Consider the following 25,043-nt stretch of genomic DNA (forward strand, 5'->3'; position numbering starts at 1 on the left):
CGATCACCCGGCCCCGCCGGCCGCACAGTCACCTCGAACATCCCATCCCCCGCTGCCTCTTTTTGGTCCCAAGCTGATACTATCTTCGTTGCGAGTTCGGCCCGTGGGGGCCGGCGACGGAGAGCGGCCATGTCCCTGTGGAGCAAGATCGGCGGCGAGTTCATCGACATCATCGAATGGACCGATGATACGCAGGACACCATCGTCTACCGCTTCGAGCGGCACAACAACGAGATCAAGTACAACGCGCAGCTGACCGTGCGCGAGAGCCAGGTCGCCGTCTTCGTCAACGAGGGCAAGGTCGCCGACGTCTTCCAGCCCGGCATGTACACGCTGGAGACCAAGAACCTGCCGATCCTGTCGACGCTGCAGGGCTGGAAATACGGCTTCGCGAGCCCGTTCAAGGCCGAGGTCTACTTCCTCAACACCAAGCGGTTCACCGACCTGAAATGGGGCACGATGAACCCGGTGATGCTGCGCGACCCGGAATTCGGGCCGGTGCGGCTGCGCGCCTTCGGCACCTATGCCATCCGGGTCAAGGACCCCACCGCCTTCATCCGCGAGATCGCCGGCACCGACGGCCGCTTCACCACCGACGAGATCACCGACCAGCTGCGCAACCTGATCGTCACCAGCTTCGCCGGCGCGGTGGCGAAGTCGAACATCCCGGTGCTGGACCTGTCGGCCAATTACGACAAGGTCGGGCAGGTGATCCGCGATGCGATCCAGCCGGAGTTCGACGCCTACGGCCTGGAGGTGGCGACGCTGCTGGTCGAGAACGTCTCGCTGCCCGAGGAGGTGGAGAAGGCGCTGGACCGGCGCAGCAGCATGGGCGTGGTCGGCGATCTCGGCCGCTACACCCAGTACCAGACCGCCGAGGCGATCAAGGCCGCGGCCGAGAATCCCGGCGGGGCCGCCGGCATCGGCATCGGCATGGCCACCGCCGGCGGGCTCGCCTCCGCCATGGGCGGCGCGGTGCAGCAGGCCGGCCAGGCCCCGGCCGCCGGTTCGGCGCCGCCGCCGCTGCCGGGCGGCGAGGCTTACCACGTCGCCATCGACGGCAAGCAGTCCGGCCCCTTCCCGGCCGCCCAGCTGCAGGGCCTGGTGCGCGACGGGCGCCTGACCCGCGACAGCCTGGTCTGGTCCCAGGGCATGGCCGCCTGGACCAAGGCGGGCGAGGTCACCGCACTGGCCACCCTGTTCACCGACCAGCCGCCGCCCCTGCCCCAGGCCTGATCCCGGATCATGGCGGACATGGCCTTCACCTGCGCGTCCTGCGGCGCGCAGCTGGAATACGCGCCCGGCACCCGGGCGATGAAATGCCCCTATTGCGGGCATGAGAACCCGATCGCCGCCTCGCCCTGGTCGACCGTCGCCGAGATCGACTACGGCGCCGGGCTGGCCGAGGCCGAGCAGTCGGCCCCGACCGAGACGGTGCCGGTCATCTCCTGCAAGCGCTGCGCCGCGGCGTTCCAGCTGGACCCCGCGATCCAGGCGTCGCGCTGCCCGTTCTGCGGCACGCCGATCGTGCTCGAATCGCGGGCCGTCACCCATCTGCGGCCGGGCGCGGTGTTGCCCTTCGGCTTCGACGCCAAGGCGGCGCGGGCGAAATACGAGGCATGGCTGTCGGGCCTGTGGTTCGCGCCGAACGACGTGAAGCGCCTGGCCAAGACCGATAACGGCTTCATCGGCATGTATGTGCCGTACTGGACCTACGACGCCGCCACCACCAGCGACTACACCGGCCAGCGCGGCGTCACCTACACCCGGACGGTCCAGGACGGCGACAAGACCCGCACCGAGATCGAGACCCGCTGGACCCCGTGCAGCGGCACCGTCTCCCGCGACTTCGACGACGTGCTGGTGGTGGCCAGCCAGTCCCTGCCCCAGGCCTATCTCGACCGGCTGGAGCCCTGGGACCTGACCGAGCTGGCCGGCTACGACCCGAGCTATCTGCGCGGCTTCGGCGCCCAGACCTACCAGCTCGGCCTCGCCGACGGCTTCGAGGCGGCGAAGCAGAAAATGGACCGGGTGATCCGCCGCGACGTCTGCGACGATATCGGCGGCGACAAGCAGACCATCGGCAGCCTGCAGACGGCCTATGGCGCCGTGACCTTCAAGCATGTGCTGCTGCCGGTCTGGCTGAACAGCTTCCGCTACGGCGGCAAGGGCTACAGCTTCGTGATCAACGGCCGCACCGGCAAGGTGCAGGGCCAGCGGCCGTGGAGCTGGGTGAAGATCGGCCTCGCGGTGCTGGCCGCGCTCGTCGCCGTGCTGGTGTTCGTGAGCTTGTACGGCGGGCGCTGAGGCCATCTGACGGATCGGAATCCCCCTTTCTGTCATGCCCGGGCTTGACCCGGGCATCCAGGGCGGCCAGAGCAGTTCCCGATGGCCCCTGGATCCCCGGGTCAAGCCCGGGCATGACAAAGGGAACATGGGTCTGACCGTTACCTGCGTGTGGTTCCGTGCCGTTCTATCCGAATCATCTCTGGATCCTGGCCGCGGCCCTGCTGCTCGACGCGGTGATCGGCGACCCACCCTGGCTGTGGCGGCGGTTGCCGCATCCGGTCGCCCTGGCCGGCCAACTGATCGCCTGGCTGGACCGCCGGCTGAACCATGACGGCGATCCTACGGCGCGGCGCCGCGCCATGGGCGTTGCGACGACGCTGCTGCTGGTGCTGCTGGCCGGCGGCATCGGCTGGGGCCTCTCCGCCCTGCTGCGCGCCCTGCCCTTCGGCTGGGTGCTGGAGATCGCCGTCGCCGCCGTGTTCCTGGCCCAGCGCAGTCTGCACGAACATGTCACTGCCGTGGCCGCCGCCTGCGAGCTGGAGGGGCTGGAGGGCGGCCGCCGCGCCGTGTCGATGATCGTCGGCCGCGACCCGCAGAGCCTGGACATGGCCGGCGTGTGCCGCGCCGCGATCGAGAGCGACGCCGAGAACTATTCCGACGGCGTGTTCGCTCCGGCTTTCTGGTTCGCCCTGCTCGGCCTGCCCGGGATCCTGGTCTACAAGGCGGTGAACACCGCCGACAGCATGATCGGCCACCGTACCGCCCGGCACGAGGCCTTCGGCTGGGCCTCGGCGCGGCTGGACGATGCCCTGAACCTGGTGCCGGCGCGGCTGTGCGGTGCCCTGCTGGCCCTGGCGGCGCCCTTCGGCGGCGGCCGCATCGGCGCGGCGTGGCGGGCGATGCTGCGGGACGCGCCGAAGCACCGTTCGCCCAATGCCGGCTGGCCGGAGGCGGCGATGGCCGGCGGCCTCGGCCTCGCCCTGGCGGGCCCGCGCCAGTATCACGGCACGGTGGTGCCCGATGCCTGGATGGGCGACGGCGGAAGGGCCGAGGCGACGCCCCGCGACATCCGCCGGGCGCTGGAGGTCACCAAGGGCGCCGGAACGGTGCTGGTCCTGGGGACGATGGCGGCGGCGCTGGTGCTCTCGTAGCAGCGGCCGGCTCTCACCCCCTCACCCTCCCATTCGCCAACGCGAATGGGCCCCTCCCTCTCCCCGAGGAGAGGGAAATGAAGCGCCGGCTCCCACACCTCTCCTTGGGGAGAGGTCGAAATCGCGTCAGCGATTTCGGGTGAGGGGGTGGCTCCGGCGCATCCTCCTGTCCGGACACCTAAGGCTGGAGCCCCGCGATCTTCGCCAGCGCCGCCATGTCGAGATGCCGCTCCAGATGGTCGGCCAGCCCGTCCAGCGTGGCGTCGACCGTGGCGTCATAGGCCAGGCCGGCCTCGGCGCGGGGCTTGAGCGCGGAGAGGAAGGCGGCCCGAAACTCATCCGCGGCGAACAGGCCGTGGACATAGCAGCCGGCGACGCGGCCATCCGGAGAGACGGCGCCATCCGGCCGGCCCTCCAGGTCGAGCAACGGCCGGGCCAGAGCCGGGCCCTCGGTGCGGCCGACATGCATCTCGTAGCCGCGGATCGCCGTGCCGGTCGGCAGATGCGTGCCGGCGACGGCGACCAGGCTCTTCTCCGGCGTCATCACCGTCTCGAGGTCGAGCAGCCCGAGCCCGTCGGCCGAGCCCGGCGGGCCGTCGATGCCGTCCGGGTCGTGCAGCCGGCGGCCCAGCATCTGGAAGCCGGCGCACAGGCCCAGCACCCGACCGCCGCGGCGGACATGGGCGGCGATGTCGATGTCCCAGCCCTGCGCGCGCAGGAAGGCGAGGTCGCCGATGGTCGATTTCGATCCCGGCAGCAGCACCAAATCGGCATCGCCCGGCAGCGCCTCGCCCGGCGGCACCATCCGCACCGCCACATCCGGCTCCAGCCGCAGCGGGTCGAGGTCGTCGAAATTGGCGATGCGCGACAGCACCGGCACCGCGACCGTGATCGCCCGGCCGCGCGGCGTCTCGATCTCGGCCAGGGCGTTGGCGTCCTCGGCCGGCAGCCGGGCGGCCTGGGGCCAGTGCGGGATGATGCCGAGGCCGCGCCAGCCGGTGCGCTCCGCGACGATCCGCATGCCGTCGGCGAACAGCGCCGCGTCGCCGCGGAAGCGGTTGATGATGAAGCCCTGGATCCGCGCCGCCTCTTCCGGCGCGATCACCGCATGGGTGCCGACCAGGCTGGCGATGACGCCGCCGCGATGGATGTCGGCCACCAGTACCACCGGCAGGTCCGCCGCCTCGGCGAAGCCCATATTGGCGATGTCGCCGGCGCGGAGATTGACCTCGGCCGGGCTGCCGGCCCCCTCCACCAGCACCAGGTCGGCCTCCGCCGACAGCCAGCCGAAGCTGTCCAGCACCGCCGCCAGAAGCTGCGGCTTGCGGCCGGCATAGTCGCGGGCCTTCAGCGTGGCGATGCGGCGGCCCTGGACGATCACCTGGGCGCCGGTCTCGCTCTCCGGCTTCAGCAGCACCGGGTTCATGTGCACGGTCGGGTCGATGCCGCAGGCCCGCGCCTGCAGCGCCTGGGCCCGGCCGATCTCGCCGCCATCCGCCGTCACCGCGGCGTTGTTCGACATGTTCTGCGGCTTGAACGGCCGCACCCGCAGGCCGCGCCGGGCGAACACCCGGCACAGCCCGGCGACGACCAGCGACTTGCCGACATCGGAACCGGTACCCTGGATCATCAGGGCGGGGACTTTCATGCCCCGTTCCCCTTCCTGTCATTGCCGGGCTTGACCCGGCAATCCAGGGGCCACGGGCACAGACGGCTCCCGGCCCCCCTGGATGCCCGGGTCAAGCCCGGGCATGACAAGAAAGGGGAAGCAGCCTTCGGCCCCATCAGAACTCGATCCCCGCCTGCGCCTTCACGCCGTCGCGGAACGGGTGCTTGATCAGGGTCATCTCGGTGACCAGGTCGGCGATCTCGATCAGCTCGTCCTTGGCGTTGCGGCCGGTGACAATGACATGGGTGTCCGCCGGCTTCTCGTCGCGCAGGAAGGCCACGACCTCCTCGATCGGCAGATAATCGTAGCGCAGCACGATGTTCAGCTCGTCCAGCAGCACCAGGCGATAGGACGGGTCGCGGATCATCGCCTTGGCGGCGTCCCAGGCGGCGCGGGCGGCGGCGATGTCGCGCTCGCGGTCCTGCGTCTCCCAGGTGAAGCCCTCGCCCATCGCGGCGATGGTGACCAACTCCGGGAACCGCTCCAGCACATGGCGCTCGCCGGTGTCCCAGCTGCCCTTGACGAACTGCACCACCCCGGTGCGGAAGCCGTGGCCGATCGAGCGCAGCACCATGCCGAAGGCCGCCGTCGACTTGCCCTTGCCCTTGCCGGTGTGGACGATCAGCAGCCCCTTCTCGATGGTCTTGCCGGCCAGCATCCGGTCGCGCACCGCCTTCTTCTTCGCCATCTTCTCGGCGTGGCGGGCGTTGATCTCGTCCTCGGTCATGCCGTCGGTGTTCACGGGCGGGGCTCCTTCGTCAGCACATCGAGATCATGGTAGACGGCATTGGCGCGCGGCTGCCACAGGCCGCGGTCCAGCGCCTCCTGCAGCCGCTCCGCGATCTCGCGCGCCGCCGCCGGGTTGGCCTGCTCCAGGAACGCCCGCACCTCGGGGTCGCCGAGCATCGCGTCATAGACCAGGTCGAACTGGTGGTCGGCCACGGCGTCGGTGGTGGCGGCGAAGGCGAACAGATAGTCCACCGTCGCCGCCATCTCGAAGGCGCCCTTGTAGCCGTGGCGCATGACGCCGCGGATCCATTTCGGGTTCACGACGCGGGCGCGGACGACGCGCGCGATCTCCTCGCGCAGGGTGCGGATCACTGGCCGCTCGGGGCGCGAATGGTCGTTGTGCCAGACCGCCGGCCGGGCACCGGACAAATGGTGGATCGCCGCCGCCAGCCCGCCTTCGAACTGGTAGTAGTCGTCGGAATCGAGCAGGTCGTGCTCGCGGTTGTCCTGGTTGTGGATCACCGCCTCGACCTTCTGAAGCCGGCGGGCGAACAGATCGTGCGCCGCGGCGCCCTCGGCGCCGTCGCCATAGGCCCAGCCGCCCCATTCCAGATAGGCCCGGCCGAGATCGGCCTCGTCGCGCCACAGCCTCTCGTCGATCAGCGCCTGCAGACCCGCCCCGTAAGCACCTGGCTTGGAGCCGAACACCCGGAAGCCGGCGCGGCGGCGGGCCTCGGCCTCGGGCATGCCGCCGTCGACGAGCGCCGCGGTCTCGGTGCGGACCCGGGCGGCGAGCGGGTTCGCCTCCTCCGGCTCATCCAGGGCGGCGACGGCGCGGACGGCGCTGTCGAACAGGTCGATCTGGCTGGGGAAGGCGTCGCGGAAGAAGCCGGAGACGCGCAGGGTGACGTCGACCCGCGGCCGGCCCAGCACGCCTTCCGGCATCACCTCGAAGCCGGTGACGCGGCGGGAGGCCGGGTCCCAGCGCGGCTGCACGCCCAAGAGAGCCAGGGCCTGGGCGATGTCGTCGCCGCCGGTGCGCATGTTGCTGGTGCCCCAGGCGCTGAGCGCCATCGACCGCGGCCAGTCGCCATGCTCCTGCCGGTGCCGCTCGACCAGCAGCGAGGCGGATTTCCAGCCGAGATGCCAGGCGGCTGGGGTCGGCACCGTGCGGCTGTCGACCGAATAGAAATTGCGGCCGGTGGGCAGCACGTCCAGCCGCCCGCGGGTCGGCGCGCCGGAGGAGCCGGGCGGCACGAAGCGCCCATCCAGCCCGCGCAGCAGCCCGTCGATCTCGGCAGCGCCGGAGCCGTCGACCGACGGCGCGACCGCGGCCGCGATCTCCGCCAGCACCGCGGCGGTGGCGGTCCAGCCGAGGGCCGGCGTCCGGGTGCCGGCGACCAGATCCCGCGCCAGCCCTTCCAGCCGCTCCACCGTGTCGCCGAAGGTCCGCCAACCCTTTTCGGCTCCCAGCACCGCCGGGCGCGGCCCGGCCCAGGCGTCGCCGAAGCGGCAATCCAGCGGGTCGAAGCCGAGGCCGAGATCGCCAGCCAAAGCGCGGATCAGCGAGGCGTCGCCGCCCTGCCCGGCCCCGCGCGGCACCCGGGTCAGCGCCACCAGCAGATCGGTGCGCTGGTTGCCCTCGGGCGAGCGGCCGAAGATGTGCAGCCCGTCGCGGATCTGCATCTCCTTCAGCTCGCACAGATGGTTGTCGATCTGCGCCAGGGCCGAGTCGGAATCGGCATCCGCCGCCACGCCGCAATCGCGGTCCAGCCCGGTCGACCGGGCGAGGTCGAGGATGCGGTCGCGCAGATGCGCCAGCCGGCGCGGGTCCATGCCGGCGGCCTCGTAATACTCGTCGACCAGCGCCTCCAGATCCTTCAGCGGGCCGTAGCTCTCGGCCCGGGTCAGCGGCGGCGTCAGATGGTCGATGATCACGGCGGCGGCACGACGCTTGGCCTGGGTGCCCTCGCCCGGATCGTTGACGATGAAGGGATAGAGATGCGGCACCGGGCCCAAGGCGGCCTCCGGGAGGCAATCCTGCGACAGCGCCAGCGCCTTGCCCGGCAGCCATTCCAGGTTGCCGTGCTTGCCCATATGGACGATGGCCTGGGCGCCGAAGCCCTGCCGCAGCCAGGCGTAGAAGGCCAGGTAGCCATGCGGCGGCACCAGGTCCGGGTCGTGATAGGTGGCCTGCGGGTCGATGTTGTAGCCGCGCGCCGGCTGCACGCCGATCACGACATGGCCGAAGCGGTGGACCGCCAGGCGGAAAGTGTCGGCCTCGACGAAGGGATCGGCCTCGGGCGCGCCCCAGCGGGCGGTGACGGCGGTGCGGACGGCCTCGGGCAGGCTGTCGAAATAGGCACGGTACTCGGCCAGGGGATAGGCCTCACCGCCGGTACGATCGGCCCGGTTGTCCAGGGCGTTGGTCGGGCCGGCGGAGACCCGCGCCATCAGCGCGGCGGCATCCTCGGGCACATCCGCGACGGCATAGCCGGCTTCGGCCAGCGCGCGCAGCACCTCGACCGTCCCGGCCGGGGTGTCCAGGCCGACGCCGTTGCCGAGCCGGCCGTCGCGGTTCGGGTAGTTGGCCAGGACCAGCGCGACGCGGCGCCCGGCCTCCGGCGTGCGGCGCAGCCCGGCCCAGGCGGCGGCGAGATCGGCCACGAAATCGATCCGGTCGGACACCGGGCGGTAGGACACCACGGTGCATTCGGTCAGCGGGTCCCAGCGCGCCTCCGACTTGAAGGACACGGCGCGGGTCAGCACCCTTCCGTCGATCTCGGTCAAAGCGACGTTCATCGCCAAGTCCTGGGCCGACAGGCCGCGCGTGCCGTCGCGCCAGGCCGCCTCGGCGCCGCCGGCGAACACCACCTGCAGCACCGGGCAGTCCGCCGCGTCGAACGGCGTCGGCTGGGCCGGGCCGCCGGGGCTGGAGACGGCGAAGCTGGTGGCGTTCAGGATCACCGCCGGCTTGTGGCGGGCGAAGGCGTCGGTCACCAGCTCGGCCGAGACCGCGTCCTTGAGGCTGGAGACGAAGATCGGCAGCGGGTTCAGCCCGCGTGCCTGCAGCGCCGCGATCAGAGCATCGACCGGCGCCAGGTTCCCGGCCTGCACCAGGGCGCGGTAGAAGACCAGGCCGATGACGGGGGCTGCGCCTCCCTCCCGCTCTCTTTCCCCACCGCTTTCCTTTTGAGTCCCCCCTCCCCTCGCGGGAGGGGGTAGGGGGNGGACTCTGTCGGGGACTCGGTCGGTTCGCTCCACCGCCGCTCGATCTCCCCGAAGGAAGGGTGCCGCAGATCCGGCCAGTACAGGCCGGCGCGCAGCAGCGGCCGGGGCTCGGCCCAGGGCAGGTCGTGGCCGATCAGCGTCCCGGCATATGCCAGGAAGCCGCGGGCGTTCTCGATGCCGCCCTCGACCAGATAGCGCCACAGCCGCCCCCTCGCCTCCTGAGGCAGGGTCGAGAGGCCGTCGAGATCGGCATCCGGCTTGTCGTCGCCCGGCAGCACCGCCAGGGCGATGCCCTCGCGCCGGCAGGCGGCATGCACCTGCTCGATGCCGTAGCGCCAGTAGCCGGCCCCGCCGAGCAGGCGCACCACCACCAGCCTCGCCCGGCTGACCACGTCGTCGACATAGGTGTCGACCGACAGGTTGTGGCCGAGCTGCAGCAGGTTGGCCAAGCGCAGCCGGGGAAACTCCTCGCCGAATCCCGCCCGCGCGGCCGACAGGCAGGCCAGCTCGGTGTCCGCCGCGGTCAGGACGACGATGTCGCCCGGGCTCTGGCCCAGATCGACCGCCTCCGACCCGTCGGCGATGCTGCCCGGCTTGGCGGCGAGGAGATGCATCAGGGGTGGCTCCCCGCTGGAGAGGCCGACTCCCCCTCACCCTCCCGTCGCCAACGCGACGGGCCCCTCCCTCTCCCCAAGGAGAGGGGAACAAGCGGCGCGCGCTCATACACCTCTCCTTGGGGAGAGGTCGAAATCGCGCAGCGATTTCGGGTGAGGGGGAGAGCCGGCGCCACCATTGGTCTCAGGCCGTCAGCGCCTTGGTGATCGCATCGCGGTCCAGGCCGCGCTCGCCGATCACCACCAGGGTGGTGCCGCGCGGCTCCTCGGTGCGCCAGGCGCGGTCGTAGTAGTGCTGGATGCGGCCGCCGACCGCCTGCACCACCAGCCGCATCGGCTTGCCCGCGACCTCGGCGAAGCCCTTCAGCCGCAGGATGTCATGCGCCTCGATCACCGGCTTCAGCTTGCGCGCCAGGGCGTCCGGGTCGGCCACGGTGCCGAGATCGACATGGAAGCTCTCGAAATCGTCATGGTCGTGCTCCTCCCCCGCATCGTGATGCGAGGGGCGCGCCGCCAGGTCGTCCTCGGCCGCGGCGCCGAGGCCCAGCAGCACCGCGGCGTCGATGGCGCCGTGCCGGGCCTTGACCACCTTCACCCCCGGCCGCAGCTGGGTGGCGAGGTCGGTCGAGACCGCGGACAGGGACTCGTCGTCCAAGAGGTCGGTCTTGTTCAGGATCACCATGTCGGCGCAGGCCAGCTGGTCCTCGAACAGCTCCTCCAGCGGGCTGTCATGGTCCAGCGCCTCGTCGGCCGCACGCTGGGCCGCCAGCGCCTCTTCATCCGGAACAAACCGCCCTTCGGAGACGGCCGCACCGTCGATCACGGTGATGACGCCGTCGACCGTCACCCGGGTGCGGATCTCCGGCCAGCCGAAGGCCTTGACCAGCGGCTTCGGCAGGGCCAGGCCGCTGGTCTCGATCACGATGTGCTCCGGCGGCTCGTCTCGGGCCAGCAGCTTCTCGATGGTCGGGATGAAGTCGTCGGCCACGGTGCAGCAGATGCAGCCATTGGCCAGCTCGACCACATCCTCCTCGCGGCAGGTGGCGTCGCCGCAGCTGCGCAGCAGGTCGCCGTCGACGCCGACATCGCCGAACTCGTTGATGATCAGCGCCAGCCGGCGGCCATTGGCAGTCTGCAGCAGGTGGCGGATCAGCGTGGTCTTGCCGGCGCCGAGGAAGCCGGTGACGACGGTGGCGGGGATCTTGGCGGGCATTCGGGGTCCTCAGGCGGATTTCAGGGTCAGGGGAAGGCCGGCGGCGACAAAGACGACGGCGGGCACGACGGCCGCCACGGCCTGGTGCAGGCGCCCGGCATGGTCGCGGAAGGCGCGGGCCAGGGCGTTGTCGGGGACGATGCCGAGCCCGACCTCGTTCGACACCAGCACCACCGGGCCGGGCGGCGCGGCGAGCCAGCACACCAGCCGCTCGGTCTCGGCGGCGATGTCGCGGTCGGCATGCATCAGATTGGACAGCCAGAGGGTCAGGCAGTCGACCAGCACGGCACGGCCGGGGCCAGCCGCCTGGCCGAGGGTCTCGACCAGCTCCAGCGGCGCCTCGACCGTGCGCCAGCGCGAGCCGCGCTGTTCCTGGTGGCGGGAGATGCGCTCCACCATCTCGGCGTCCCAGGCCTCGGCGGTGGCGAGATAGACGCAGTCGCCGGGCTGGCTCTCGACCAGCGCCTCGGCATGGCGGCTCTTGCCCGACCGGGCGCCGCCCAGCACCAGCGTCGCCGCCGGCAGCTCAGCCATGGTGGACAACCGGATGCAGCACGCCCTCGCCCTTCGCTCGGCCTGACAGGGCTTGGACGCCGGAGACGGAGCGCGGAGGCGCCGTACATCCCGCGCCACCGGTTCACCCCGCCCGGCGGTTCGCACGCATCGCCTCGCCGGCAGGTCTCCTGGCTCGCGGGTCGTCGCCCGCCTCCGCCTTCCCGGCCATCGGCCAGTGGCTGTCGGAGGTGGGCTCGCCGCCTACAGTTGCGGGGGCAGCCGCGGATCAGGTCTCTCGGAGGAACAGACCGTCCCGCGTTCCCTTTTCACCCCTCTGGCCTTCGCCTTCGGGGAACCGGCTGCGCGATGGCGGCACAGTAGGAGGCGCGTGATCGGGGGTCAATCGCCGCCGCATCCGGCGGTGGGGTCTCAAGCCGCCGCGAGGCGCTTGCCGACGGCTTCCAGGACCAGGCGATGCGCCCGCTCGACGATGTCGTCCATCGACCGGGACTTCGCGAACATCGCCGTCGCCCGCAGCCGGACCTCCTCCCGCGTCGGGAAGCTCGGCAGATGCGCCTTGGCCAGCAGGTCGACGGTCTTGTGCTGCGCGGTCGCCAGGGCATCGCGCAGGTCGGCCAGGGTCGGCGCATGGGCATGGGCCAGCGCCTCATGCAGCGCCGCCGCGATCCGCTCGGCCGGGAAGCTGGCGGCCAGATCGGCCGCGGCGCGCTCGATGACCTTGCTGCCGAGGCGCTGCTCGTTGCGCAGCACGGCCTCCGGCGGAGTCTTCAGGTTCCAGATCACGCCGCACCAGGACAGGGCCTTGAGGATGTAGAAGGTCGGGTCGACCTCCCACCATTTGAAGCCCTGGCGCACGCTGCTCTGATAGGCGTGGTGGTTGTTGTGCCAGCCCTCGCCCATGGTGATGAGCGCGAGCAGCCAGTTGTTGCGGGAATCATCGCCGGTGACATAGCGCTTGCGGCCATGCACATGGGCCAGCGAGTTGATGCTGAAGGTGCCGTGATAGACCAGCACCGTGCTCCAGACGAAACCGACCACCAGACCGGGCCAGCCGCCGATCAGGAAGGTGATCGCGGCCAGGATCACGGCCGGGGTCAGCTCCCATTTGTGCAGCAGCATCAGCTCGGGATAGCGCGCGAAATCGGCGATCTTGCTGAGATCCGTCGTGCGGTGCCGGGTCGAGAAGATCCAGCCGAGATGGGCGTAGACGAAACCCCGGTGCCGCGGCGAATGCACATCCTGCTCGGTGTCGGAATGCTGGTGGTGGTGCCGGTGCTTGGCGGCCCACCACAGCGTGCTCTTCTGCGCCGTGGTCTGCGACAGGAAGGCCAGGATGAACTGGAACACCCGGCTGGTCGAATAGGCGCGATGGGCGAAATAGCGGTGGTAGCCGGCGCCGATCGCGAAGATGCGCAGGAAGTACAGCACCACGCAGATCGCCACCGCCTGCCAGGTGACGCCGGTCCAGATCGCCGCGAAGCTGGCGAGATGCAGCAGGACGAACGGGCCGGCCTCCGGATACAGGATGTCCTCGTGGTCGTCCGAGGCGTCGTCCGGAACGGTCAGCGGGGTGGTCATGGGCTCCATCATACACTGGTGCATCGACCACGACGAAGGGGCGTCGGGCGCCCCCTAGATAAGGATCGACACGGCGCCGTCAAGCGGACGTGGCGCCGCGGGCCGTCGTCCGCAGCCGCTGGGCGTAGACATTGATCACCAGCGCCGCCAGCAGGATCAGGCCGCGGATCAGGATCTTCAGGAAGCTGTCGATGTCGACATGGTCCAGGCCGTTGTTCAGCACGCCCAGGATCAGCACGCCGACGATGGTGTTGCCGATGCCGCCGCGGCCGCCGAACAGGCTGGTGCCGCCGACCACCACCGCGGCGATGGCGTCCAGCAGGAAGGTGTCGAACTCGTTCTGCTGGGCGCTGCCGAAATAGGCGACGCCGAGCATGCCGGCGAGGCCGGAGCAGACGGCCGAGATCACGAGCACCGCGCCGATGATGACCCGGACATTGACGCCGGAGAACTCCGCCGCCTCGCGGTTGCCGCCGACCATGTAGACGTAGCGGCCGAAGCGCGTATAGGTCAGCACCAGATGGGCGATCAGCAGCGTCAGCCCGGCCACGATCACGATCCATGGCACCCCGCCGATCGAGCCGGAGCCGAGGGTGACGACCAGCGGCGGCACGGCGTAGGCGATCTGGCCGCGCACCAGCATGGCGCAGATGCCGGCGCCGATCTGCATCATCGCCAGCGTCATGATGAAGGACGGGATGCCGATCCGGGTCACGCCGAAGGCGTTGATCAGCCCCAGCGCCACGCAGGCCGCCAGCGCCACCAGGATCGCGGCCCAGCCCGGCAGCGGCACGTTGGGGATGTTGACGTAGGATTCCTGCACCGTGAAGAAGGCGACGACGATGCCGGCGGCGTTGGCGATGGCCGCGACCGACAGGTCGATCTCGGCGCACAGGATGACGAAGGTCAGCCCGACGGCGATGATCGCCGTGACCGACACCTGGTTCAGCACGTTGCTGAAATTGTCGAGCGTCAGGAAGGACGGGCTGGCGATGGCGAAGAACACCACCAGCGCGATCAGCGTGATGAAGGGCGCGATGTTGCGCAGCTGGCTGCTCAGCAGCGCGCCGAGCCTGGAGCCGGAGCCGCCGGCGGTCTGTGTGGTCTGCGCGCCCATCAGGTTTCCGCCCCTATCATACCAACCATCGAAAAGATGAACCCGTCATGGCGAGCCCCGCAGGGGCGTGGCCATCCAGGGCGGCTCGCACCGGCCCCTGGATGGCCACGTCGCTTCGCTCCTCGCCATGACGGTCCAACATGCGAAGACTTGCCCGCCATGCCCGTCACGCCGCCTCGAGCAGGCGGTCCTTGCTGACCGTTCCGTCCGCGAATTCGCGGGTGATCTGGCCCTTGCGCATCACCAGGATGCGGTCGGCCAGCGACAGCACCGTCTCCGGCTCCGCCGAGACCACGATGACGCCCATGCCCTGGTCGCGCAGGCCGCGGACGATGCCGACCACATCCTCCTTGGCGCCGACATCCATGCCGCGGGTCGGCTCGCTCAGGATCAGCACCCGCGGCGCATGGGTCAGCCACTTGGCCAGCGCCACCTTCTGCTGGTTGCCGCCCGACAGGGCGCCGAGCTCGGCATCGACATGCGGCGTGCGGATTCGCAGCGCCTCGACATGCCTGCGGGCGATGGCCCGCTCCGCCTCCGGCCGCAGCAGGAAGCGCGAGATCCGGTCGAGGATGCTGATCGAGACGTTCTTGTAGATCGGCTCGTGGTGGAACAGCATCGCCCGCCGGCTCTCCGGCACGAAGGCGATGCCGGCGCGGCGGGCCTTGGCGGTGGTCGACAGCCGCGCCAGGCGTCCGGCGATCGAGATCCGGCCGTCATCCGCGGGCAGCTTGCCGAACAGCGTCCGCGCCAGCTCCAGCTGGCCGCAGCCCATGAAGCCGTAGATGCCCAGCACCTCGCCGGCCCGGACCTGGAGCGAGATGTCCTGGTAGCGGCCGGCCAGCGACAGCCCGTCGACCGACAGCACCACCGGATGGCCGGGCTTCGGGTCCAGCCGGACCTCGCCGGTGTAGCTCTCGCCCAGCTCGTCATGGCCGGCGCCGATCATGCGGTCGATCAGCATGGTCTTGCTGGTCTCCGCCGCCGGCGCGCTCATCACCCGCTGGCCGTTGCGGAACACCGTCACCGAATCGGAGATGCGCAGGATGTCGTCGAGGAAATGGGAGATGAAGACGAAGCTGCGCCCCTCGTCGCGCAGCCGCCGCAGCACGCCGAACAGCCGCTCGATCTCCGGCGGCGACAGGGCCGAGGTCGGCTCGTCCAGGATGATGATGCGGGCGCCGGAGAACAGCACCCGGGCGATCTCGATCATCTGCTGCAGCCCGATCGGCAGCGCGCCGGCGGGGGTGCGCGGGTCGATGTCGATGCCCAGGCGGCGCAGCTGCTCCCCCGCCGCGCGGCGCATGCCGGCCCAGTCGACGATGCCAAGCGTCGTCAGCGGTTGCGACCCGAGGAACACGTTCTCGGCGACGCTGAGGTCCGGCACGATGCTCAGCTCCTGATGCACCATGCCGACCCCGGCCGCCAGCGCGTCGCGGGCCGAGCGGAAGCGGACCTCGCGGCCGTCGATCCGCATCGTGCCGTCATAGCCGGAATGCACGCCGGCGATGATCTTCATCATCGTCGACTTGCCGGCGCCGTTCTCGCCGACCAGGCCGTGGATCTCGCCGGCCTTGAGCGCGAAGTCGACATCCCGAAGGGCCCGGACGCCGCCGAACGCCTTCGAGATGCCGCTGAGCTCGAGCACAGGGGTTTCGGTCATCGCCTCATTCAGCCTGTCCGCCGCGAGCCGTCATTGCGAGGAGGCGAAGCCGACGAAGCAATCCAGGGGCCACGCCAAACGGCCCTGGATTGCTTCGCTGCGCTCGCAATGACGTACAGGGGCTGCTCCGATCAGATCAGGAAGTGATCCTGCATCCACTGCATCCCGGCCGCATTCGACTTGGTCACCACCGGACCGTCGGTGACCACCGACTTGGGGATGCCCTCGCCGCTCTTCTCGCCCGCCGTCACGGCCGCGACGCCGGCGATCACCGCGCCGCCATGGATGCGGCAGGACGGATTGCGCACGGTCGCGAACATCCGCCCGTCCGCCACCGCCTGGATCGCCGGCGGCATGGCGTCGACGCCGCCGATCAGGATGTCGGTGCGGTTGCGGGCCTTCATCACGTTGTAGGCGGCCAGCGCCATGTCGTCATTGTGGAAGAAGGCGGCGCTGATCTTCGGATACTTGGTCAGGTGGGTTTCCCACAGCCGGGCGGTCTTGGACACGTCCCAGTCGGCCGGGTCGGTGTTCAGCACCTCGATCTTCGGGAACTGCTTCACCACCGATTCGAAGCCGCGGGCCCGGCCCTGGGCGCCGGTGTGGCCCAGCGCGCCCTGGGTCATGATGATGGTGCCCTCGCCTTTGATGGCGGTGCACAGCGCCTGGGTCACGGCGCTGCCCATGAACTCGTTGTCCGGCGCCAGGAAGGAGTGGATGTTGATCTGGTCCAGCGGCGCGATCAGCGTGTCCATGTCGATCACCGGGATGCCGGCGTCGATCATCTTCTGCACCGGCTGGGTCAGCGTGCCGATGCCGAAGGCCTGGATCGCCACGAAGTCCCATTTCTGGGAGGCCATGTTGTCGATCGCGGTGCGCTGCTTCGGCGCCGCCAGCTCGCCGTCGAACCAGGTGATCTCGACGTTGAACAGCTTGCCCCAGTATTCCGCCGCCTGCTTGCCCTGGGCGCACCAGGTGGCCTGAAGCCCGGCGTTGGAGAAGGCTGCCTTCAATGGTTTTTCGGACCGGCCGACGGCTTCCGCCGCCTGCGCCGCCATCCTGAGATCCAGACCGCCGAATGCGGCCGCCGCACCGGCCGTCGCCGCCGCAGCCCGGATGAAATCACGACGGCTGCGATGCTCACGCTCGCCCATAGACGTCCTCCCGATATCGTGCTGTCGAAAAACAGTCACCCGAGGCTTCTTGCGAGCCCCGGGGAAACTCTGGCAGCGCTCGGAAGGCGGCGCAACGGCTATTTGTCAGACAGTTGGAACGCGCACCTTGCTCTGCCCGACCCGGGCGGCGAGGACCGAGAAGGACGGCGCGGGATCCTCCGCCGCCGCCTTGTTCGCCATGCGCAGATAGCGCAGCGGGAAGCAGATCGCCTCGACATTGGCGGCGCTGATCCCGACCGGCCGCCGGGCGTCGGCGGCAAGGCCGGCCTCGGCCTTCGCCAGCGCCTGGTCGATCTCCTCCTGGTCGAGCAGCCCCTTGTCGCGCAACGCGGTCATCAGCGCGGTGAGCGCGGCGTAGACACCCTCAAGCTGCAGGTTGGCGGTGTTCATCTGGCTCTCCCAGGCTGGACGACACTGTCCCGACTATAGCGCCAAATACCGCTCCCGTGTTCCCTCGGCTGCGGCGAGGTCGGCGCTGCTCCCGCTCCACACCACCCGCCCCTTCTCGATCACCGCGTGGCGCTGGGCCAGGCGCAGCAGGGCGTCGAGCGTCTTGTCGACGATCAGGATCGACTGGCCCTCTCCCTTCAACCGGTCCAGGCAGTCCCAGATCTCGGCCCGGATCAAAGGCGCCAGCCCCTCGGTCGCCTCGTCCAGCACCAAGAGCTTCGGGTTGGTCATCAGCGCCCGGCCGATCGCCAGCATCTGCTGTTCGCCGCCCGACAGCTGGCGGCCGCCATGCCGCCGCCGCTCCGCCAGCCGCGGGAAGGCGGCGTAGACCCGGTCGAGGGTCCAGGGCGCCGCCCGGCCGAAGCGGTCCGCGGCGGTGGCGACCAGGTTCTCCTCGACCGTCAGGGTCGGGAAGATCTGCCGCCCCTCCGGCACCAGCCCGATGCCGGCCTGGGCGATGCGGTAGGGCGGCAGGCCGGTGACGTCCGTCCCGTCGAAGCGGATGCGGCCGGCGCCCGGGCGCAGCAGGCCCAAGAGGCTGCGGATCGTCGTGGTCTTGCCCATGCCGTTGCGGCCGAGCAGGGTCGCGATCTCCCCCGCCGCGACGCTGAAGGAGATGCCGAACAGCACCTGGGCGCCGCCATAGCCGGCCTCCAGCCCCTCGATCTCCAAGAGCGCGCTCACGCCGCCTCCTCGCCCAGATAGGCGGCACGGACCTCGGCGCTGGCACGGATCGCCTCCGGGCTGCCGGTGGCGATGACGCGGCCATAGACCAGGACCGAAATGCGGTCGGCCAGGGCGAAGACGGCGCTCATATCGTGCTCGACCAGGATCATCGGCAGGCTGCCGGACAGGCCGCGCAGCAGTTCGACCAGCCGCGCCGTCTCCTCCCGCCCGGTGCCGGCCATCGGCTCGTCCAGCACCAGCAGCTTCGGCTCCAGCGCCAGGGCCATGGCGAGCTCGAGCTGGCGCTTCTCGCCATGGCTCAGCGCCGAAGCCGGCACATCGGCCCGGCCGCCGAGGCCGGTGCGCTGCAGCAGCGCCCGCGCCACCTCGTCGATCCCGCGATCATGGCCGGCCGGCCGGAAGAAGCGGAAGCTGGATCCACGGCGGCGCTGCACCGCCGTCGCCACGTTCTGCAGCGTGGTGAAGCCGGGCAGCAGCCGGGTGATCTGGAAGGTGCGGGCCAGGCCGCGCTGGGCCCGGCGATGCGCCGGCAGCCGGGTGATGTCCTCGCCCAGGAAGCGGATGGTGCCGGCATCGGGCGCGTGCCGGCCGCAGATCTGCTGGATCAGCGTGGTCTTGCCGGCGCCGTTCGGGCCGATCAGGGCATGGATCTCGCCGGGCCGGACGTCGAAGCCGACGCCGTCGGTGACGGTCAACGCGCCGAAGCGCTTGCACAGGCCCTCGACCTGCAGGACGGGCGTAGAGGTCGACCTCTCAGTCATGGCGCACCTTGCCCAGCAGGCCGCCAAGGCCGCCGCGCAGGAACAGCACCACCAGGATCAGGAGCGGCCCGAAGATCAGACGCCAATGCTCGGTGACGCCGGACAGCAGCTCCTCCGCCAGCAGGAAGGCGGCGGCGCCGACGATGGCGCCGTGCAGGCTGCCGATGCCGCCCAGCACCACCATCACGATCAGCTCGCCCGAGCGCTGCCAGGACATGTAGGCCGGGCTGACGAACTCGGTCTGCACCGCCAGCAGCGCCCCGGCCAGCCCGGCGATCGCGCCGGCGATCACGGTCGCGGCCAGGCGATAGGCGAAGGGGTCGTAGCCGAGGGCGCGCATCCGCTCCTCATCCTCGCGGCAGCCGCGCAGCACCCGGCCGAAGCGCGACCGGGTGACGGCGCGGCACAGCGCCCAGGCGCCGACCAGCAGGACCAGCACGACGTAGTAGAACACCGACCGGTCGTTCAGCGCCTTGAAGCCGGCCAGCAGCGGCCGCGACCACAGCGTCAGCCCGTCATCGCCGCCATAGGCGGACAGGCTGGTCATGGTGAAATAGGCCATCTGGCCGAAGGCCAGGGTGATCATGATGTAGTGCACGCCGCGGGTCTTCAGCGACACCGCGCCGGTCAGGGCGGCGAACACGGCCGCGGCCAGCATCGCCGCCGGCAGCAGGACCAGCCCCTCCTCCACCCCGGCATCGGCCAGGATGCCGACGGCATAGGCGCCGAGGCCGATGAAGGCGGCGTGACCGAAGGACACCAGCCCGCCATAGCCGAGGATCAGGTCGAGGCTGACCGCGGCGATGGCGAAGATCATGATCCGGCCGGCCACGGTCAGCGGATAGGTGCCGCCGAGCAGCGGCGCCGCCACCGGCACCAGCGCCAGCACAACGAAGATCAGCAGCACCGGCCACACCGAGCGCAGGGCGGAGGGGGCCGGGGTCCCTGCCCCGGTCATGGCGTCAGAGACCGTCTGCAAATGTGTCGGTGTGAGTCGGCTGGTGGTGGTTTCGAGAACCGGAGTGCAGCGCACGTCTGGTGCGTGAGCACCGGAAGCGGAGAAACCGCCATCAGACGGCCGCACCGGCGCATTTGCGGACGGTCTCTCACTGGCCATGGGCGGGGAACAGCCCGGCCGGGCGCCAGAACAGGATCGCGGCCATCAGAAGGTAGATCAGCATCGAGGCCAGGGCCGGCCCGACCTGGTTGGCCGAGGCCGGCGCCAGCACCAGGCGGAACAGGTCGGTGGCGAAGGACCGGCCCAGCGTGTCGACCAGCCCGACCAGCAGCGAGGCCATGAAGGCGCCCTTGATCGAGCCGATGCCGCCGATGACGATCACCACGAAGGCCAGGATCAGGAAGTTGTCGCCCATGCTGGGCTCGACCGCGAAGATCGGCCCGGCCAGGGCGCCGGCGAAGCCCGCCAGCATGGTGCCGACACCGAACACGATCATGAACAGCCGGCGGATGTTGACGCCCAGCGCCGAGACCATGTCGGCATTGCTGGCCCCGGCCCGCACCCGCATGCCGACCCGGGTGCGCGCGATCAGGATCCACAGCAGCAGGGCGACGCCGAGCCCCGCCGCCAGCACCACCAGCCGGTAGACCGGGTACAGCAGCCCCGGCATCAGCGCGATCGACCCCGACAGCGCCTCCGGCATCGGGTAGCTCAGCGGCGACGAGCCCCAGAGCGCCCGCACCGCTTCGTTGAAGAACAGGATCAGGCCGAAGGTCGCCAGCACCTGGTCGAGATGGCTGCGGCCGTAGAGGTGCCGGAACACCAGCACCTCCAGCACCAGGCCCAGCAACAGCGCGGCGCCGAGTGCCAGCAGCAGCGCCAGCAGGAAATGCCCGGTCAGGCCATAGAAGGCGACGGCGAAATAGGCGCCCAGCATGTACTGCACGCCATGCGCCAGGTTGATGAAGTCCATCACCCCGAACACCAGCGTCAGCCCGGCCGCGATCAGGAACAAGAGCACGCCGAGCTGCAGCCCGTTCAGGGCCTGGACGACCAGGAGGGTGGTGCTCATGACAGAGCGGCTCCGCCCAACGGAACCGTCATTGCGAGCGCAGCGAAGCAATCCAGGGCGGCGCGCACCGGCCCCTGGATTGCTTCGTCGGCTTCGCCTCCTCGCAATGACGGCGGGGGAAACAGCAGGGTCATGGAAGGTGCGCCGACCCGATCAATCCATCGAGCACTGGTCGGCGTAGGCGTCGCCGTAATGCGGGAACACGGTCGACACCCGGCTGGTGACGATCTTGCCGTCGTCGCGCTTCACCACCTCGGTCAGGTAGAAGTCCTGGACCGGGAAGTTGTTCTTGTTCCAGGCGAAGTCGCCGCGGACGCTGGCCCATTTCGCGTCGCGGATCGCGGTCTTCAGCGTCTCGGCGTCGGTCTTGCCGCCGGCCTGGCGGATGGCGGCGTCGATCAGCTTCGCCGCGTCATAGCCATTGGCGGCGTACAGCGCCGGCTCGTAGCCGTACTCCTTCTCGAAGGCGGCGACGAAGGCCTTGTTGGCGGCGTTGTCCAGGTTCGGCGCCCATTGCGCCCCGGCGAACAGGCCCAGAGCCGCGTCCTTGGTGGCCGGCAGCGTGGTCTCGTCGACGGTGAAGGCCGACAGGAACGGGATCCGCTCGGCCAGGCCGGCCTGGCGGTACTGCCGCACCAGGTTGACGCCGGAGCCGCCGGGCATGAACACGAACACCGCCTGCGGCTCGGCCGCCGCGATCTTCGCCAGCTCGGCCGAGAAATCCTGCTGGTTGACCTGGGTGTAGATCTCCTCCGCCACCTCGCCCTTGTAGAAGCGCTTGAAGCCGGCCAGCGCGTCCTTGCCGGCCTGGTAGTTCGGGGCGATCAGGGCGACCTTGGCCCAGCCCTTGTCCTGGGCGTATTTGCCCATGACCTCGTGGTTCTGGTCGTTCTGGTAGGAGACCGAGAAGAAATACGGGCTGCAGCCCTTGCCGGCCAGCGGCGACGGCCCGGCATTCGGGCTGATCAGGATCTTCTCGGCGTCGGTCACCGGCTTGGCGATCGCCATCATGACGTTGGAGAAGACGACGCCGACGACGATGTCGACCTGGTCGCTCTCGAGCAGCTTGCGCACCTTGTTGACGGCGACGTCGGGCTTCAGCTCGTCATCCTCGACCACCACCTCGGTGGGCAAGCCGCCGAGCTTGCCGCCCAGCTCCTTGACCCCGAGCTGGAAGCCGTCGCGCATATGCTGGCCCAGCGCCGCCGGCGGGCCGGAGAGCGTGGCCATGAAGCCGATCTTGAGCTTGCCCTCCTCGGCCTGCGCACCGGCCGGCAGGGCCATCAGCCCGGTCGTCATCAGCACAGCCGCCAGCAGGGCCGGAACGCGTCTCGCCATGATGCTCTCCCCCGTTTCTTGTCGGGCGCCGGCGATGGCCGCCGGTCGCGCCGCCAGTCTTTCATGCGCCTCCGTCGGGCGGAAGCGATTGCATCCATCTAATCACGAAATACTTTAAGTTTAAAACAGATTTGGACCGGCTTGCGGCGGCGGCCGGCAGGATTATGGTCGCAGCATGCCGAAGCGAATCCCCTCCCGCATGCCGAACGCGATGCTCGTGGTCGGCGGCATGTTCACCGCCTTCGCGGTCGGTCTGGCCCTGATCGCCCGCCAGCTGTACTGGCACGAGCATCGTCCCGCGACCGGCCTGACCATCGTCATCGCCTTCGCCTGGGCGGTCGCGGCGATGGTGGTGTCGATGATCCTGGTCTCGCTCACCTCCGGCCGCGGCCGCCGCGCCGGCCAGGTCCGGCGGGGCCGGGTGACGGTCGAGCTGCAGCAGCAGGATTCGCCGCGGCGGACGACGCGCCTGACCGGGCCGGGCGTCGAGATGACCGGCTCGGCCGACATCAGGGTCGGCAGCCGCCTGCCGGCCCTGTTCCTGTTCGCTGCCGCGGCCGGCCTCGCCGCCTTCGTCATCTGGTTCCACCTGCAGGGCCAGTCCAGTTGGATCGGCACCGGCGTCTCGCTGGTCCTGGCCTCCTATGTCGCCAACTGGGCCCGCAACGCCTGGCCCCGGCCCGACGCGCCGGAACCGAAGGATCCGTCCCCATGATCGACTTCACCCTCCGGGCGCTGCAGGTCGCGGACTGGCCCGATGTCGCCGAGATGCAGGTCCAGCCGCGCTACCGCTGGGGCACCCTGCGGCTGCCCTTCCAGTCCGGGGAGGAGGTGCGCAGGCGCCTCGAATCGGCGCCGGCCGACGACATCCACATCGCCGCGGTGGTCGCCGGCCGGGTGGTCGGCCGGGCGCTGCTGCAGCCGGGCAAGGGCCGGCGCGCCCACACCGGCGCCGTGACCTGCGGCGTGCATGACGATTTCCACCGCCAGGGCATCGGCACCGGGCTGATGGCGGCACTGCTGGATGCCGCCGACAACTGGCTGAATCTGAAGCGGCTGGAGCTCGGGGTGTGGACCGACAATGTCCCGGCGATCGCCCTGTATGAGAAATTCGGCTTCGTCATCGAGGGCTGCGAGCGCGCCTATGCCTATCGCGACGGCGCCTATGTCGACAGCTACCTGATGGCGCGGCTGCGCGGCCTCTAGCCCAGCGCGGCGGCGAGCCGGGCGAATCCCGCATCGTCGCCCGGCAGGCCGAAGCGCAGCAGCCTGGGCCGGTCCGGGAACGGCCGGACCAGGATGCCGGCGCGGCCGAGCCGATCCCAGATCCGCGCCGCCTCCGGATGCTCGACCAGCCGGAACAGGTCGGTCCCGCCGCGATCGGTGAAGCCATGGGCGAGCAGCAGCGCCGTCAGCCGCGCGGCATCGTCCGACAGGCGTGTCCGGGCCTGGTCCTGCCAGTCCTGGTCCGATAGCGCCGCGATCCCGGTCTCGATCGCCGGCCCCGGCACGGCCCAGGGGCCGAGCCACCGCGCCAGCCGTTCGATCTCCGTCGCCGCGCCGATGGCGAAACCCAGGCGGATGCCGGCCAGGCCGAAGAACTTGCCGAAGGACCGCAGGATCAGCAGGCCGGGACGCCCGGCCTCGGATGCGACGCTGGCCCAGGGCTTCACCTCGGCGAAGGCCTCGTCCACCACCAGCAGGCCGCCGCGCGCCGCCAGCCTGTCGGCCAGGGCCGGCAGGCGCCCGGCACCGACGACGCACCCGTCCGGGTTGTTCGGATTGACCAGCACGACGACGTCGGCCTCCGCGGCCTGCTCGAGCAAGCCGACGGTCGCCACCGTCGCGCCCTCCGCGGCCCAGCAGGCGGCGTGTTCGCCATAGGTCGGGCCCAGGATCGCCACCCGGGCGCCGGGGCGCAGCCGCGGCAGCAGCTGGATCAGGATCTGGGTGCCCGGCGCGGCGACGACCGGCGCGTCCGCCGGGGTGCCGTAACAGGCGCGGGCGGTCTTCAGCAGCGCTTGCAGCCGGTCGTGCTGCGGCAGCCGGTGCCATGCGGCGGGGCCGATCGGCGGAACCGGATACGGCACCGGGTTGATGCCGGTGGAGAGGTCGAGCCAGCCCTCGGCGGGGCGGCCCCAGCGGGCCTCGGCCGCGGCCAGATCGCCGCCATGCGGAACCATGCTCATGCCCGGTCGATCAGATGGAAGAAGGAGCCGAAGACGGAGCCGGCGCGCCGGCCGAGGGCACCGAGCGGCGTGCCCTCCGCATCCCAGGCCTCGAACAGCGCCTCGCCCGGCCCTTCGGACAGGATCGAGGCGTAGTGGAACTCATGGCCGCGCCAGACGGTGCCGGCGCGACCGAGCGGCGTCGCGGCGGCCAGGGCGGCGCGGCGGTAGCCGAGATGCAGCCGGCGCTCGGCGAAGGAGGTCTCGACCGGCAGCAGCCCGGCCATGGCGTGGCGATGCCCTTCGGCGTCAGTAAGGCCGGTGCCCACTACCATGTAGCCGCCGCATTCGCCATAGATCGCCCGGCCCTGCCCCGCCGCCGCGCGCAGCCCGTCGAGGAAGCGGCGGTTCCCCGCCAGTCGGCCGGCCTGCAGCTCGGGATAGCCGCCCGGCAGGTAGATCGCGTCGGCGGAGGGGGCCGGCGCCTCGTCGGCCAGCGGCGAGAACGGCAGGATCTCCGCCCCCGCCTCGCGCCAAGCAGCGAGCAGATGCGGATAGGCGAAGGCGAAAGCGGTGTCGCTGGCGACCGCGATGCGCTGGCCGAGGGGAGGGATAAAAACTTCCGAGTCCCCCCTCCCCTTGCGGGAGGGGGTTAGGGGGAGGG

The 25,043-nt window shown here is 70.5% G+C and carries 21 protein-coding genes, 1 pseudogene and 1 riboswitch; of the genes and pseudogenes, 5 read left to right on the plus strand and 17 right to left on the minus strand.

What is annotated here, in order from left to right:
- Positions 1 to 129 precede the first annotated feature (129 nt).
- The 3 genes from BWR60_RS22390 (at position 130) to cbiB (ending at position 3,440) form a co-directional block, all read left to right on the plus strand.
- Positions 130 to 1,236: an SPFH domain-containing protein gene (locus BWR60_RS22390; RefSeq protein WP_088153243.1), complete on the plus strand. Its 1,107-nt coding sequence runs from the start codon at positions 130 to 132 to the stop codon at positions 1,234 to 1,236.
- Between the two features lie 9 nt (positions 1,237 to 1,245).
- Positions 1,246 to 2,307 carry a primosomal protein N' (replication factor Y) - superfamily II helicase gene (locus tag BWR60_RS22395; protein WP_088153244.1) on the plus strand — a complete coding sequence of 354 codons (1,062 nt, stop codon included), beginning with the start codon at positions 1,246 to 1,248 and terminating at the stop codon, positions 2,305 to 2,307.
- A 158-nt stretch (positions 2,308 to 2,465) separates the two neighbouring features.
- Positions 2,466 to 3,440 carry an adenosylcobinamide-phosphate synthase CbiB gene (cbiB, locus tag BWR60_RS22400; protein WP_088153245.1) on the plus strand — a complete coding sequence of 325 codons (975 nt, stop codon included), beginning with the start codon at positions 2,466 to 2,468 and terminating at the stop codon, positions 3,438 to 3,440.
- A gap of 178 nt (positions 3,441 to 3,618) precedes the next feature.
- On the opposite strand, the gene BWR60_RS22405 is transcribed toward cbiB, so the two are convergent.
- The 15 genes from BWR60_RS22405 to BWR60_RS22475 all read right to left on the minus strand — a co-directional run bounded on the left by BWR60_RS22405 (position 3,619) and on the right by BWR60_RS22475 (position 22,211).
- The gene (locus tag BWR60_RS22405; protein WP_218823621.1) at positions 3,619 to 5,088 is read right to left on the minus strand and encodes a cobyric acid synthase; all 1,470 of its coding nucleotides are present in this window, start codon (positions 5,086 to 5,088) and stop codon (positions 3,619 to 3,621) included.
- Positions 5,089 to 5,224: 136 nt separating this feature from the next.
- Positions 5,225 to 5,836 carry a cob(I)yrinic acid a,c-diamide adenosyltransferase gene (gene cobO / locus BWR60_RS22410; protein WP_088153265.1) on the minus strand — a complete coding sequence of 204 codons (612 nt, stop codon included), beginning with the start codon at positions 5,834 to 5,836 and terminating at the stop codon, positions 5,225 to 5,227.
- An 11-nt stretch (positions 5,837 to 5,847) separates the two neighbouring features.
- Positions 5,848 to 8,955 carry a cobaltochelatase subunit CobN gene (gene cobN, locus BWR60_RS22415; RefSeq protein WP_429913036.1) on the minus strand — a complete coding sequence of 1,036 codons (3,108 nt, stop codon included), beginning with the start codon at positions 8,953 to 8,955 and terminating at the stop codon, positions 5,848 to 5,850.
- A gap of 912 nt (positions 8,956 to 9,867) precedes the next feature.
- Positions 9,868 to 10,896 (minus strand): cobalamin biosynthesis protein CobW, encoded by a 1,029-nt coding sequence (cobW, locus tag BWR60_RS22420; RefSeq protein WP_088153248.1) that lies wholly within the window; start codon positions 10,894 to 10,896, stop codon positions 9,868 to 9,870.
- Positions 10,897 to 10,905: 9 nt separating this feature from the next.
- Positions 10,906 to 11,430 (minus strand): bifunctional adenosylcobinamide kinase/adenosylcobinamide-phosphate guanylyltransferase, encoded by a 525-nt coding sequence (gene cobU / locus BWR60_RS22425; RefSeq protein ID WP_088153249.1) that lies wholly within the window; start codon positions 11,428 to 11,430, stop codon positions 10,906 to 10,908.
- A 122-nt stretch (positions 11,431 to 11,552) separates the two neighbouring features.
- A riboswitch (cobalamin riboswitch) is annotated at positions 11,553 to 11,766 on the minus strand.
- Positions 11,767 to 11,820: 54 nt separating this feature from the next.
- Positions 11,821 to 12,990, minus strand: a complete 1,170-nt coding sequence (locus BWR60_RS22430; RefSeq protein ID WP_088153250.1) for an acyl-CoA desaturase — start codon at positions 12,988 to 12,990, stop codon at positions 11,821 to 11,823.
- 79 nt (positions 12,991 to 13,069) lie between these two features.
- Positions 13,070 to 14,107 (minus strand): ABC transporter permease, encoded by a 1,038-nt coding sequence (locus BWR60_RS22435; RefSeq protein ID WP_088153251.1) that lies wholly within the window; start codon positions 14,105 to 14,107, stop codon positions 13,070 to 13,072.
- A 166-nt stretch (positions 14,108 to 14,273) separates the two neighbouring features.
- Positions 14,274 to 15,770 (minus strand): sugar ABC transporter ATP-binding protein, encoded by a 1,497-nt coding sequence (locus BWR60_RS22440; protein WP_088153252.1) that lies wholly within the window; start codon positions 15,768 to 15,770, stop codon positions 14,274 to 14,276.
- 131 nt (positions 15,771 to 15,901) lie between these two features.
- Positions 15,902 to 16,924, minus strand: a complete 1,023-nt coding sequence (locus BWR60_RS22445; RefSeq protein WP_088153253.1) for a sugar ABC transporter substrate-binding protein — start codon at positions 16,922 to 16,924, stop codon at positions 15,902 to 15,904.
- Positions 16,925 to 17,029: 105 nt separating this feature from the next.
- Positions 17,030 to 17,335 (minus strand): hypothetical protein, encoded by a 306-nt coding sequence (locus tag BWR60_RS22450; protein ID WP_088153254.1) that lies wholly within the window; start codon positions 17,333 to 17,335, stop codon positions 17,030 to 17,032.
- A 33-nt stretch (positions 17,336 to 17,368) separates the two neighbouring features.
- Positions 17,369 to 18,079 (minus strand): ABC transporter ATP-binding protein, encoded by a 711-nt coding sequence (locus BWR60_RS22455; protein WP_088153255.1) that lies wholly within the window; start codon positions 18,077 to 18,079, stop codon positions 17,369 to 17,371.
- Positions 18,076 to 18,843 carry an ABC transporter ATP-binding protein gene (locus tag BWR60_RS22460; protein ID WP_088153256.1) on the minus strand — a complete coding sequence of 256 codons (768 nt, stop codon included), beginning with the start codon at positions 18,841 to 18,843 and terminating at the stop codon, positions 18,076 to 18,078. Before BWR60_RS22460 ends, BWR60_RS22455 begins: the two co-directional genes overlap by 4 nt.
- Positions 18,836 to 19,801 carry a branched-chain amino acid ABC transporter permease gene (locus BWR60_RS22465; protein WP_088153257.1) on the minus strand — a complete coding sequence of 322 codons (966 nt, stop codon included), beginning with the start codon at positions 19,799 to 19,801 and terminating at the stop codon, positions 18,836 to 18,838. Before BWR60_RS22465 ends, BWR60_RS22460 begins: the two co-directional genes overlap by 8 nt.
- A 148-nt stretch (positions 19,802 to 19,949) precedes the next feature.
- Entirely contained in the window at positions 19,950 to 20,873 is a 924-nt protein-coding gene (locus BWR60_RS22470) for a branched-chain amino acid ABC transporter permease (RefSeq protein WP_088153258.1), read from the minus strand.
- Positions 20,874 to 21,026: 153 nt separating this feature from the next.
- Positions 21,027 to 22,211, minus strand: a complete 1,185-nt coding sequence (locus BWR60_RS22475; protein ID WP_088153259.1) for an ABC transporter substrate-binding protein — start codon at positions 22,209 to 22,211, stop codon at positions 21,027 to 21,029.
- A 175-nt stretch (positions 22,212 to 22,386) separates the two neighbouring features.
- On the opposite strand from BWR60_RS22475, the gene BWR60_RS22480 reads away from it, so the two are divergent.
- Both BWR60_RS22480 and BWR60_RS22485 read left to right on the plus strand, forming a co-directional pair.
- Positions 22,387 to 22,926 (plus strand): hypothetical protein, encoded by a 540-nt coding sequence (locus BWR60_RS22480; protein ID WP_144445704.1) that lies wholly within the window; start codon positions 22,387 to 22,389, stop codon positions 22,924 to 22,926.
- Positions 22,923 to 23,417, plus strand: coding sequence for a GNAT family N-acetyltransferase (locus tag BWR60_RS22485; protein ID WP_218823623.1), 495 nt, complete (start codon positions 22,923 to 22,925; stop codon positions 23,415 to 23,417). The genes BWR60_RS22480 and BWR60_RS22485 overlap by 4 nt, the downstream gene beginning before the upstream one ends.
- Here the strand turns inward: BWR60_RS22485 and cobD are convergent.
- On the minus strand, positions 23,414 to 24,400 hold the full coding sequence (gene cobD, locus BWR60_RS22490) for a threonine-phosphate decarboxylase CobD (RefSeq protein ID WP_088153261.1): 987 nt from the start codon (positions 24,398 to 24,400) through the stop codon (positions 23,414 to 23,416). The two genes, BWR60_RS22485 and cobD, sit on opposite strands and share 4 nt — an antisense overlap.
- Positions 24,397 to 25,043, minus strand: a pseudogene (locus tag BWR60_RS22495) (cobyrinate a,c-diamide synthase); the annotation flags it as partial. The pseudogene BWR60_RS22495 and the gene cobD, both read right to left, overlap by 4 nt.

This window comes from Inquilinus limosus (genome assembly GCF_002195995.1).
GTDB classification, from domain to species: Bacteria; Pseudomonadota; Alphaproteobacteria; order DSM-16000; family Inquilinaceae; genus Inquilinus; species Inquilinus limosus_C.